The 12,146-nt window shown below is 56.4% G+C and carries 10 protein-coding genes; 9 read left to right on the top strand and 1 reads right to left on the bottom strand.

Annotated features, from left to right (window positions below):
• The first annotated feature begins 9 nt into the window (after positions 1-9).
• The 7 genes from KI367_RS21120 (at position 10) to KI367_RS21150 (ending at position 8,269) form a co-directional block, all read left to right on the top strand.
• Positions 10-1,044, top strand: coding sequence for a nitronate monooxygenase (locus tag KI367_RS21120; protein ID WP_036712214.1), 1,035 nt, complete (start codon positions 10-12; stop codon positions 1,042-1,044).
• Between the two features lie 189 nt (positions 1,045-1,233).
• On the top strand, positions 1,234-2,886 hold the full coding sequence (locus KI367_RS21125; RefSeq protein WP_212952086.1) for an MFS transporter: 1,653 nt from the start codon (positions 1,234-1,236) through the stop codon (positions 2,884-2,886).
• A gap of 24 nt (positions 2,887-2,910) precedes the next feature.
• Positions 2,911-3,546, top strand: coding sequence for an HlyD family secretion protein (locus KI367_RS21130; RefSeq protein WP_212952111.1), 636 nt, complete (start codon positions 2,911-2,913; stop codon positions 3,544-3,546).
• A gap of 177 nt (positions 3,547-3,723) precedes the next feature.
• Positions 3,724-4,317, top strand: a complete 594-nt coding sequence (locus KI367_RS21135; RefSeq protein ID WP_212952087.1) for an SLOG family protein — start codon at positions 3,724-3,726, stop codon at positions 4,315-4,317.
• A 53-nt stretch (positions 4,318-4,370) separates the two neighbouring features.
• Complete coding sequence (locus tag KI367_RS21140; protein WP_281422522.1) at positions 4,371-5,366, top strand: Gfo/Idh/MocA family protein; 996 nt, start codon at positions 4,371-4,373, stop codon at positions 5,364-5,366.
• On the top strand, positions 5,366-5,884 hold the full coding sequence (locus tag KI367_RS21145) for a hypothetical protein (protein WP_212952113.1): 519 nt from the start codon (positions 5,366-5,368) through the stop codon (positions 5,882-5,884). Before KI367_RS21140 ends, KI367_RS21145 begins: the two co-directional genes overlap by 1 nt.
• A 90-nt stretch (positions 5,885-5,974) precedes the next feature.
• Positions 5,975-8,269 carry an outer membrane protein assembly factor BamB family protein gene (locus KI367_RS21150; RefSeq protein WP_212952088.1) on the top strand — a complete coding sequence of 765 codons (2,295 nt, stop codon included), beginning with the start codon at positions 5,975-5,977 and terminating at the stop codon, positions 8,267-8,269.
• A gap of 48 nt (positions 8,270-8,317) precedes the next feature.
• Here the strand turns inward: KI367_RS21150 and KI367_RS21155 are convergent, their stop codons facing one another.
• Positions 8,318-9,307, bottom strand: coding sequence for an SPL family radical SAM protein (locus KI367_RS21155; protein WP_212952089.1), 990 nt, complete (start codon positions 9,305-9,307; stop codon positions 8,318-8,320).
• Between the two features lie 262 nt (positions 9,308-9,569).
• On the opposite strand from KI367_RS21155, the gene KI367_RS21160 reads away from it, so the two are divergent.
• Positions 9,570-10,364 (top strand): TatD family hydrolase, encoded by a 795-nt coding sequence (locus KI367_RS21160; RefSeq protein WP_212952090.1) that lies wholly within the window; start codon positions 9,570-9,572, stop codon positions 10,362-10,364.
• Between the two features lie 109 nt (positions 10,365-10,473).
• Positions 10,474-12,045, top strand: a complete 1,572-nt coding sequence (locus tag KI367_RS21165; protein ID WP_212952091.1) for a sensor domain-containing diguanylate cyclase — start codon at positions 10,474-10,476, stop codon at positions 12,043-12,045.
• Positions 12,046-12,146 lie beyond the last annotated feature (101 nt).

Here is a 12,146-nt window from a genome sequence, read left to right on the forward strand (position 1 = left end):
GCGGAAGATATGTTGAAAGCGCTAAAATATCCGATCGTACAAGCTCCGATGGCAGGCGGCGTGTCGACCCCCGCATTGGCTGCGGCGGTGTCGGAAGCCGGCGGACTCGGTTTTTTGGCCGGAGGTTACAAGACGAGCGAAGAGCTTGAAAAAGAAATCAGGGAGCTTCGCGGGCGAACCGCGGCGGGCTTCGGCGTCAACCTGTTCGTGCCCGGTCCGGATACCGCGGATCCCCAAGCCCTGGAAGCGTATCGGGCAAAGCTTCTGAAAGAAGCGGAAACGCTGAACGTATCCCTTGGAGCCCCGGACTTCGACGACGATGATTACGCCCGCAAAATCGCCTTGGTGCAAGCCGAACGGGTGCCGGTCGTCAGCTTTACGTTCGGGTGCCCTGCCAAAGAAACTGTGCAAACGCTTCAGGAGAAGGGCATCGAGGTGGCAGTCACCGTTACGAATCCGGCGGAAGCGGCGTTGGCTCTTGATGCCGGAGCGGATGTGTTATGCCTCCAAGGGGCCGAAGCCGGGGGCCATCGGGGGACTTTTTCGAACGATCCGGACCTGCGGGAGGATATTGGGCTGCTGGTTTTGATCCGGCTCGTCCGAACGTTGACGGACAAACCGGTCATCGCGGCCGGAGGCATCATGGACGGAGCGGGCGTAAGGGCGGCGCTTGCTGCCGGCGCGGACGCGGCCCAATTGGGGACGGCGTTTTTGTTGTGCCCCGAAAGCGGAACGAACGCCGCTTACCGGAAAGCGTTAACCGATCCCGAATTTACCGCTACCCGCATCACGCGTGCATTTACGGGCAGAAGGGCGAGGGGGCTCGTGAACAGGTTCATGGAAACCTATGACGCGGAGGCCCCGGCCGCATATCCCCAAGTGCATCATCTGACGCAGCGCCTCCGAAAAGAAGCCGCCGCGCGCGGTCAAGCCGACTACATGTCGCTGTGGGCCGGTCAGGGGTACCGGATGGCCCGGGCGATTCCGGCAGCGCAATTGATCCATGAACTCATGACGGAATTTCACGGGAAACAGAACTTATAGCTCATCAACAAACGAGATATGCCGCCTTCGGGCGGTTTTTCCTTTTCCAAACAAAAATTGGCTATTGCATGTTCAAAATTACATATTGTATAATACAACTTGCTGTTTGCAATATGTATTCATTTCCGAAAGAAATCGCTGAGACAGCGGATCATTTCCCGCGGATCCCAACAAGAAAGGAGGAGTCCGATGAAAACGACGTCGGGCCGTCTAGCGGCCATCTCGGAATCGGTCAACATACCGCTGCCGCCGTATTTGATCATTTCGATTTTGACGATCTTTGCGATCGGTCCGCAGTATTTTATCAATTTGTCTTACATTATGAACCAGGCCATCATTCAGAACGGGCTCGATCTGGGTTCGAACGATCTGTTGCTTCCCTCCACTCTGTCCAACATCGCCTTTGCCTTAGGCGTCCCTTTGGGCCCGGCATTCACCCGGAAATGGGGGCTGCGGAGCAATTATCTCCTGTTCGTCGCGATATTTTTCGTCGGTTCCGTGATCAACGCGTTCGCGGGGGATTCGGTTTCCTTAACGATCGGGAGAACCATTCAGGGGTTAAGCGCGGGATGTTTGTTTCTGACCATTTTGCCCGTCAGCTTAAAATCGTTTCCCAATAAAATCCGCAACTATTTCCTGCTGATGGTCATCACCGGTTTGTTCGGGGCAAGCGCCGTCGGGGCCATCTTCGGCTCCGTATCGCTGAGCGTGGGCGCATGGCGCTGGCTGTTCTTGCTGAACATCGTTTCCGCGGCCTTGTGCCTGCTCGTCGGCTTTATCGGCTTGCCGCACGGCAAAGAGGCCGCCGGCGAGGCGCGGCCGGGAAGCAGGGTCAACCTGTTCCTGCTCGTGGCGCTGATGCTTTCGCTGACGGTGCCGCTGTGCAATTTGGTGGACAAAGGCTTTGCCTCGCTGTACGTTTGGCCGTTTTTGGCCGTCGCAGGCATACTTCTGGTTCTGTTTATCATCATGGATCTCAAATCTCCGGCGCCGCTTGTTCCGTTCCGAACGCTGAAGGCGCCAAAACCGGTCTCGGGAACGGTCATGGCGATCGCCTCGCATGTCTGCCTCATATTGGCCATCGCGGGAATCAACGGCTTTTTGCGGAACAACCTGAACCTGCCGTACCGGTATCTCGTTCATTTTTACGTTTGGTTTTTCGTCGGCATCGTCGTGACCGCCATGCTGAAAACGTGGCTGTTTGACCGTTTGGGGGCGGGGATTCTCGGTTTTGCCGGCTCGCTTGCCGTCATTTACGTCAGCCTGCAGTGGCGCGCGATAGGTCCGGACGTTTCCTTGCAGACGCTGTATTTCCAAATCGCGCTGCTCGGCGCCGGCGTCAGCATGGTGCTTGTCGGCGGGGCGCTGGGGACGGCGCTTGCGGGCGATATCCACCAGGCTTCGATGCGATCGGTTACCTTGCATTCGATCCGCAATTTTGCGGGGGCAATCGCCACGCCGCTGCTCGGATGGTATTTGACGCGGCAAAACGCCGTCAATTATGAAGAAATCCGCGGCCGTCTCGGCTTGTTCGGCGGGGAGGCCAGGGCGGAAATCGCCGGATGGACCCGCAGCTTCATGAATGAAGGGCTTCCGGCCGCCAAAGCTCAGAGCATGGCCTCGTATGAGCTGATCGTGCAAACGAAAAAGGCGGCCATTTTGGGCGCGTACCATAACCTGTTTACGATCATGGCCTGCGTCGGCGCGATCATGCTGCTGGCTTCGGCAGGGAAAATCGTCACCGGCAAAGGAAGATCGCTGGTCCAGAAAGAAAAGCGGCTCATGATGCCGAAGCCGGAACAAACGGATCTGGCGCCGAGCGCCGCACGTTTTACGAAATAAGAAATAAGGAGAACGATGGATATGATTAGCCGTAGCCGATTAATCATCGCAAATATTGCAGGGGTGCTCGTCATCTGCTTTTTTATTGCGGCAGGCGCCTACTTCTATTACGAAAAAAGCAATTTCATCAATACGGAGGATGCCGTCGTGGCTGCCGACATGATGCCCGTCGTTGCTCCCGCCCCGGGGGTGCTGGCCAGCTGGAACATACAGGAGGGGGTCGACGTAAGCGACAAAAGCATCGTCGGCGGCGTTTCCGACGGCACGAAGACGATCCCCGTCAGCTCGCGGATGAAGGGCAAAATCATCAAAAACGACGCGCGCGCGGGACAGCCGGTGCAAGCCGGCCAGGTGCTTGCGCAGGAAGCGGACATGGATCATCTGTATATCATCGCCAACATTAAAGAAACCCGGCTGAAGGACATTAAAATCGGCCAAAGCGTGGACGTTACGGTCGACGGCGACCCGGGCGCCAAATTCGAAGGCGTGGTCAAAACGATCGGATATGCGACCAATTCGGTGTTTTCGGTCCTTCCGCAGCAGGGCTCGACGGGCAGCTATATGAAAGTGACGCAGAAGATTCCCGTCAAAATCTCGATCAATCAAGTTTCGTCCAAAGTGCTGCCGGGCATGAACGCCGAAGTGAAAATCTCGATCTGATCTTTCAAGAACCTTGCGTTTCCATAGGGAAATGCAGGGCTCTTTTTGCTTCATTCTCCGATATACCAGTGGAAATCACCAAAAGAATCAGGGTATGATAGGAGGAAAGCAATCATAGAGGATTTTGCAGAAATCCCGCAGCAAGGCAGAATTTACGCGGAAATTAAGGGGTTTATGATGAAAAATGTGCTGGTTACGGGATATCGCGCGCATGAGCTGAACATTTTCGGGCAAAAGCACCCGGGAATCGCGTATATCCAAAAAGCCGTAACCGCCAAGCTCGTCCAGCTGGCCGAGGAAGGGGTGGAATGGGTCATTTCGCCCGGGCAATACGGCGTCGATTTATGGGCCTGCGAAGCGGCGATTGGCTTGAAGCGGGACTACCCCGACCTGAAAGTGGCCATCATAACGGCTTTTGAACATCCCGAAGAGAACTGGAAGGAAGACAAAAAGGAATACTACAACCGGATTTTGCAGGGAATCGATTACTATGGGGCGGTCAGCCGCCAGCCTTACAGCGGGCCATGGCAGTTCAGGGCCAGGGACGACCTGCTGTTCCGCAAAACCGACGGCATCCTTCTGGTCTATGACGAGGAGACGGGGGAAGGCAGCAGCGCCAGGTTTTACAAGGAACGCGCTTTAAAGCTGCAGCAGGAGGAAGGATACGGTTTCCTGAGCATCAGCACCGAAGATATTCAAAGCCTGGCGGACGAGGAAACGTCCGGCTGGGACGATGCGGGGGGTCCGGAGATCGGCGGAGGCTTTACCTAAGGCTGCTAAAGGGAATGATTCATGCAGTATCCTGATATATTTTGGGGAAAGGAATGATTGGATTGATCCGATTCGGAACGATTGGCACCAACTGGATTACGGAACGTTTTCTTCATGCGGCGGCGGAGAACGACGATTTCGAATTGACGGCGGTATATTCCCGCACGGAGGAAAAGGGGCGCGAGTTTGCGGCCCAGTTCGGCGAACCGAAGGTGTATACCGATTTGAAGGCCATGGCGACAAGCGATTGCATCGACGCGGTTTATATCGCCAGCCCGAATTCGTTGCATGCGGAGCAGGCGATTTTATTCATGAACCACGGCAAACATGTGCTGTGCGAAAAACCGCTTGCCTCGAACAGCGACGAGGTACGGCGGATGATTGCGGCGGCCGAGGCCAATAACGTGGTGCTGATGGAAGCGATGAAATCCACGCTCATGCCGAATTTCAGAATCATGAAAGACAATCTGTACAAAATCGGCCAAGTGCGCCGTTATTTTGCCAGCTACTGCCAATACTCTTCGCGTTACGACGCGTTTAAGCAGGGAACGGTGCTGAACGCGTTTAATCCGGAATTTTCGAACGGCGCGTTGATGGATTTGGGCATTTACTGCATTTATCCGCTGGTGTCCTTGTTCGGCAAACCGGAAGAAGTTAAAGCGTTCGGCGTCATGCTTTCTTCCGGCGCGGACGGGGAAGGCAGCGTCATTATGCGTTATCCGGAAATGGATGCGGTCGTCATGTATTCGAAAATTTCGGACTCGTTCCTGCCTGCGGAAATTCAAGGGGAAAACGGAACGATGGTGATCGACCGGATCAACCAGCCGTACGACGTCAAAATCCAGTACCGGGACGGCAGCGTGGAGAACCTGACCCAGCAGCAAATCCATGAATCGATGTATTACGAGCTGGAGGAGTTCATCCGCATAATTTGCCGCGGCAAGCGCAGCAGCAAAATCAATTCCCACGAAACGTCGCTTGCGGTCGCCGAGGTGATGGAGGAAGCGCGTAAGCAGATTGGACTGAAATACGCGGCCGACCAATGGTAATGTTCGACCCGACGATTTTCGAGAATCTTAAGGTGGCCCTTGAAAACCAGCTGTACGATCTCGATAACATCGACGGCCTGATCCGGATCATCGGCCGCGACGACCGGCTTGAAATGTCCGTCATGTCCCGGGAGTTTGCCATCAGGTTCGAATTGGCGGGAAGGCCGGAGGTTTGTGCGGAGATCCGCCTGGAAGCTTCCCTTGCCGATTTGTCCGCCGAAATTTTGGAGATCGAAGAGGCCCGGCCGGGATGCCGGCTAAAGATCGGCTTCGGGATGAACGTCACGGAAGCGGAGACGGAATGCGGGGAGATCGAACGGATTTTGAAAACGATCTGGCCGGATATTCCGCTCGTGCAAACCTTGACCCGCGTTTACGGGGATGCTGACCGCGGCTATGAAAATAAGGCGGAATTGAGGTTCCAGCGGAAAATCGACGAGGAGCAGATGGGAGATCTGCCTGAGCTGATCCAATACGTGCTCCGGTCTTTGGCGGAACTTTGCGAACGTTCGTCCTGAATCGTCACGAGGGAGCGTTTTTTTCGTCATGCGTCATTCGCTAGCTGTCTCAATGGCAATGGGAATCTATGGAAAAGGGTGGTTCCGATGATGCGATTTAAGCCTTTGAAGCTGTTGGCCGGCGTTGCGGTGCTGGCCGTATCCTCCGCGCTGCTGCCGGGCGTGCCGGGCCGTGCGGGTTGGTGGGCATCGTCTCAAGCCTATGCGGCAACGCAGGATCAGCCTGCCGTCAAGCTGTTTTTTCGGTATAAAACGCCTTATTTTGACGCGAAGCCGACCTCTGCTTCCCGGTGGGAGGATCTGAAAGCGGCCGATTACGGGCTCGCCGGAGAATGGGTATACGCCGAATCCGCGGAAAGCCGCGACGGCCAACCGGCCGACTCCCTTGGCGGGGATCTGGTTGCGGCAGCCACGGATTCCGAGAACAGCCGCTGGATTCCCCGCTGGTATACGACCGACGCGGCCAAGTCCATCGTGGAAACGGAGCCGGCTTACGTCACCCTGCATCCCGATGCCAAGCTGTCGCTCGCCCCGGGGAGCAGCCTGAAATGGGCGCCTCCCGGACAAGGCGCGCGGTTCATTGCGCTGGCCGGGTGGAAGGATTGGACGGCCGTGATGGCCAGTCCCCGGGCATGGCATGGGGAAGATCAGATGTACAGACCCGTGCTTCTATGGGTGAACGCGAAAGCGGTTGCTTCCAAAAGCGCGATCCCGAAAGGGGTTTTAAGCCGGGGGTCCGCCGTGCCGGTTGACCTTGCAAGGAATTTGACCGAAATGCTGCTGAAAGAAGGCGATGACGCCTCCAAAGTTCAGCAGCTGCTGGGGACACCCGACGTGAGGGAGCGTTCGGCCAATCTCGCGGAAACGCACGAACCGATGCGGCTGGGAACGACCTGGCGCTACGAGCTTCCGCAGGCCAGGTTCACGGTCACCTTCTCTCCCGAGGGCAAGCTTGCGGCTTGGAAGTGGATGCTCCCGGCAAACGGGAGGCTGGAGCTCAACAGGACGGCGGGCAGCGACTACCGGTTTACATACGATTTCCTGACGATGCCGATTCCGTCGACGATGGACGTCAAGCCGACATGGCGCAACCAAGGGAATTTGAATTATGCCTATCTGATCGGCGGAACCGGCGACGTGCTGCTTGTCAACGGCGACGACGGCGGATTCAGCGGCATGCATTATGCATCGTCCATTTATGCCGTTGACCGGGACACGGGGGAGAAGCTGTGGCAAGCGGATGCGGGATTCGGGATGTTTGGAGCATCGCTTGACGCCTCCCGCGGCACGGCTGCGGTGTATACCGAATACGACCCCGGACGGGAAAAGTATGAAGGCCGCATCCGTGAATTCCGTTTGCGGGATGGGAAGGTCGTATGGGAGAAAAGCCTGCCGAAGGAACGCCAGATTCGGATGCATGCAGTCAAAGGCGCCATTCTGTTGCAGCAGACAGCTTCGAACGGAGCTTCCGAGGTGCTCAGCGTGCTTGATCGCGCGACGGGCAAACAGCGATGGAACCGAACGCTGACGGGCAAACGGCAAGTCCTTGAAACCAGTGCGGAAGATCCCTACATTTTGCTGCAGGACGGTTCGAAACTGAAGGCGCTGGATCCGCTGAGCGGAAAAGAAAAGTGGAGCGTGCAGGGAGCCGGAGCCGTGCAGCAGGATCCTCAGGGGAATCCGTACTTCGGTTACGGAAATCTCCGGCAGCCGCTGCGGCATGACGCGAGCCGCTGGTTCCTGATCGGCAGCGAGTGGATGCTGCTGAATACCGAAAACGGGAAGGTGCTCGGCAAATATCCGTGGAAACCGCAGGAGCGCTTCGAAGCAACCAGTGACTCAAGATATCTTTTGGTGCAGCGTTCGGAGGGCACGGGGGATTTCGACCATTCCAAAGTCAAGGAAACCGTTTTTTATGACGCTGTCCTGCGGCGCAGCTTATGGACGTTGCCCGGCAAGGCGGCAAACGGCATGATCGACGGGAACCGGCTGTACGTCGTGCTGGACGGAAGGCCTGCGGCCGTCGACCGGGAGAAAGGGACGCTTTTGTGGCAGATGCCCGTCACCTCCCGCGAATCCTCAAGCCCCTACGCGATGGATGAGATGGCCAAAACCCGCTTTGCCGTGCTTTCGGAGCATCTCCTGCTTGGTTACGGCTCCGATGTGCTCGTGCTGCGCAAAGAGGATGGCGGCGTGCTGGGCCGGCTGCCGAACCAGCGCGTCGATTTCGCCGAAGCCCGCTACCGGAACGGAATCGAAGGACTTGTCAATCAAAGCGCCGGGGGCGAGCTCTATATCGGTTCCTCCAATGGGGGATTGTCACGATACGAGCAGGCCGAGCTGGAGCGACAATTGGAACGGATCGATTCCGGCCAGAGACCTTAGATGGGACGAAAGAAAGGCCCTGTGCGCTGCACGGGGCCTTTCGTGCATTCAGAACGGGAAGCTGAGCTGTTCCACTTCAGGCCCGGGCAGCGGCGAGCCTGGCATCCGTGAAGAAGCCGGGACGGCCGCTTCGGCCGCAGGGGAAGACGCGCCCCGCTTCTCAGGCTCATCGTCGTACAGCTGAAGTTTTTGCTTGAGCTCCCTTGCGAGCAGCTTGATCTTATCCGCATAGCGGGGATCGGGATAGGCGCCTTGAAACAAGCTTTTGTAGCGGGGGACCAGCTCCGGTTCATGTTTTTGCAGCATGTGCAGAAACCAGCCTTTCACGTCCGGGGACAACCGAAGAAGCGAGGTCATCGCAAACGAGGCGCGGTGATCCTTGGCCGCCGTCATCAATTGCTCGAGGCTTTCCCGGGAATCCGTCAGGAAGGGAAGGATGGGGGCGATAAACAGCCCGGCGCGCACGCCGGCGGCGGACAGCTTTTGCATCGCTTCCAGCCTTTTATAGGGCAGCGGGGCTCCGGGTTCCATCATCCGGATGACCGCCGGGTCCAGCGAATTCAAGCTGATGTTGACCGAATCGATATTCATTCGGCTGAGCAGGTCAAGATCGCGCAAAATGAGCGGCGAACGCGTGGTGATGCTGGTGCGGATCCGGTATTTGGCCAGGACCTCGAGGCAAGCACGCGTAATTTTCGCCTTGATTTCCACCGGCTGATATGGGTCCGTCGCCGTCCCCAACACGACGAGGCCGACATGGTTTTGCAGCTGGCCGATATCGTAGCTGAAACGTTGGGCCAGTTTGGACAGCTGGGCATCCAGAGCTTCGGCCGCGTTGGTTTTTAACATGATCCGGTTTTGGAAATCATCGTCCGCTTCCCGTCCGATAAAGGACTGGAAAGCTCTGGCGTAGCAAAAGCTGCAGCCGTGGGCGTAGCCGCGATAAGGATTGATGGACCAGTCGAAGGGCATGCTTTTTGCCTGCACCTTGTTCAGCGTTTGTTTGACGGTTTGGGTTTCGTATATTTTTTTGGCCAAGGATATCCACTTCCCGATTGCGAACGTTTGTTCTTGTTTTATATAATATACTATACCTCAACCGGTTTTGAAAATGTTATGGAAAATGGAGGAACCGGGCCATCGGCGCCCGGGGTTTGTGAAAGCCTGCGCCCGGTGGTATTCTGTAACCGAAGAGCGGCCGGCGCCTTGAAGCGGGAGCGCGGCGGTACGCAACGGCTGAAGCCCCGTTTTCACGGGGGGACGGCAATGAAAATACATCGACAAAAGGCAGTGATCAAACATGCATCCGCAAATGATAGATATCGGAGTCAATTTGACGAACCGCTCGTTCCATAAGGATCGCGAGGAAGTCGTCGCACGGGCGGAGGAGGCGGGGGTTTTCCCGCTTATCATCACCGGAACCAGCGTCAGAAGCAGCGAGGAAGCCGCGCGGTATGCGGGACTTCGTCCCGGGAAGCTGTATGCGACGGCGGGCGTCCATCCCCACGACGTGAAGGAATGCGGAAGCGGCACGCTGGACCGGCTGCGCGAGCTGGCGGCGCTGCCCCAAGTGGTGGCCATCGGCGAATGCGGCTTGGATTACAACCGGGATTTTTCGCCGCGGGACGTGCAGCGCGAGTGGTTCCGAAAGCAGGTCGAACTGGCGGAAGAGCTGGGAATGCCGCTGTTTTTGCATGAACGGGATGCGCATGCCGATTTTGCCGCCATCATGCGGGATTATCCGGACATGATCGCCAAATCGGTGGTGCACTGTTTTACCGGCTCGGGGGAAGAGCTTGAGGCTTATCTTGATATGGGCTTCCATATCGGGATTACCGGCTGGATTTGCGACGAGCGGCGCGGCCGGCATCTGCGCGACCTTGTGCAGCGAATTCCGCTGAATCGCCTCATGATCGAAACCGATGCGCCTTATCTTACGCCGCGGGACCTCAGACCGAAGCCGAAGGACGGAAGGAACGAACCCGCTTTTCTTGCCCATATTGCCCAGGTGATCGCCTCCTGCATGGGAAAGGACGTGGAAGAGGTCGCCAGCGGCACGCTCCAGACGACCAAAGCTTTTTTCCGTATCCCGTAAAGCAATTTCCGATTCTTATATATTCGCGCCGCCGCTCTGTTGTATAATGTGCTTTAGGACACGGAAGACCGGATCTTCCACATTTAAGAAGCAGGCGGGATGAGACACTTTGAGGCATGTTATCAAAAAAGGAATCACACTTCGGTTTACCATTTCGCTGCTGGTCATCACGGCGATTCTGCTTACGATGCTGACAAGCATTACGTCTGCCGTGCAGGTTAACCGTACTTCCTTGATCGACAATTATTTGAGCAAAAACGAAGCGTATTCGAAGAAGCTTGCGTCCAATACGAGCGAGCTGCTGAATACGATGCAGGAAAACATCCGGGCGATTGCCGACATTTCCGGCCGCGATGGCAGCATCACTCCCCAGATGTTCGATGATCTGTTCCAGGAAAACACCCAATATTTCAACTCGATCCTCATTGCCGACCACAACCGGGTGGTCCGGGCCATCAGTCCGCACACGACGGGAGTCATCGTGGGGGATAAGCTTACCTCCGAACAGAGCATGAAGGCCGTGACCATGAAAAAAACTTTCGTTTCCGAACCTTACCGCGCAACGACGGGGCGGCTGATCATTCTCATATCGGCCCCGATCACTGATAAGAACGGGAACTATAAAGGATTCGTGGGAGGAACCATCTACCTGGAGGAAAAAAACGTGCTGAGCACGATGCTCAAGGAGCATTTTTTCGGCGACGGTACTTACGTGTACGTCGTGGAGGAAAACGGGGATTTGATTTTCCATCCGGAACAAAGGCGCGTCGGGCAGCAGGTCCTTCAAAATGAAGTCGTGCGGAAAGTGGTGTCGGGCGAGAGCGGCTCCCAAAAGGTCACGAATACCTTGGGCCGGGTTTTTCTGGCAGGGTATGCACACGAGCCAAGCAGCTCCTGGGGGATCATTTCGCAAACGCCGTATGAAGTCATCGACAAGCCGCTGCGTCATTTGGTCAACCGAATGCTGCTGTTTTCGCTGCCTTTCCTGATTTTGATTCTGGTCCTCGCTTGGTGGGTCGCTAGCCGGATTGCCAAGCCGCTTCATACGCTGGCGAAATTTTCGGATGAGGCGACCTTGAAGCCGGTGCCTGCCGAAGACATTCCCGATATAGATTCATCTTATTACGAGGTCAGGTTGTTATCGCAAAGCGTCAAGATTGCGCTGCAAAACATGAACCAGGATTTGACGCATTTGCGGCATGAGGTCAACATCGATGAACTGACCGGTCTTGTCAACCGCAGGGGATTTGATAGCGTGATGGCCGGCTGGCTGAAGAGCAACGTGCCGTTTGCGCTCATTTTGATCGATATCGACCATTTCAAGCAGGTGAACGATACATACGGACATGTCATAGGGGATGAAGTGCTCCGCTATTTGGCGCGCCTGATGCAGCTGGTCGCCTCCGAAGAAGACGTTTGCTTCCGCTACGGCGGCGAGGAGTTCGGCATCCTGATCAGGCATTGCGGCCTGGTCCGGGCCAAAGATTTGGCGGACCGGCTGCGGGAGCAGCTGGCCATGACGAAAAGCCCGACCGGACAACCGATTACGATATCCGCCGGCATTTCGGCATCTCCGGCCCATGGCCATTCGGCCGAACAGCTTGTGATGCGGGCGGATGAGGCGCTGTACCATTCCAAAGAAAACGGCAGGGACCGGACCACGGTGAGCCGGGGGGCGTAGGCCCGGCTCACCTGCCGCAAAACTTTGTGATTGTGAAAACGGCCATCATGTGTTAAGATGGAAACAATTACAATGATCGGAGGGTTCGCGAAGTTATGATT

Origin of the sequence: Paenibacillus cookii (genome assembly GCF_018333375.1) — a bacterium.
Lineage (GTDB): Bacteria > Bacillota > Bacilli > Paenibacillales > Paenibacillaceae > Paenibacillus_AQ > Paenibacillus_AQ cookii.

Coding starts and splice junctions, on each gene's coding strand:
- KI367_RS21120 (WP_036712214.1), top strand. CDS start 10: ATGTTGAAAGCGCTAAAATATCCGATCGTACAAGCTCCGATGGCAGGC.
- KI367_RS21125 (WP_212952086.1), top strand. CDS start 1,234: ATGAAAACGACGTCGGGCCGTCTAGCGGCCATCTCGGAATCGGTCAAC.
- KI367_RS21135 (WP_212952087.1), top strand. CDS start 3,724: ATGAAAAATGTGCTGGTTACGGGATATCGCGCGCATGAGCTGAACATT.
- KI367_RS21140 (WP_281422522.1), top strand. CDS start 4,371: ATGATTGGATTGATCCGATTCGGAACGATTGGCACCAACTGGATTACG.
- KI367_RS21145 (WP_212952113.1), top strand. CDS start 5,366: ATGTTCGACCCGACGATTTTCGAGAATCTTAAGGTGGCCCTTGAAAAC.
- KI367_RS21150 (WP_212952088.1), top strand. CDS start 5,975: ATGCGATTTAAGCCTTTGAAGCTGTTGGCCGGCGTTGCGGTGCTGGCC.
- KI367_RS21160 (WP_212952090.1), top strand. CDS start 9,570: ATGCATCCGCAAATGATAGATATCGGAGTCAATTTGACGAACCGCTCG.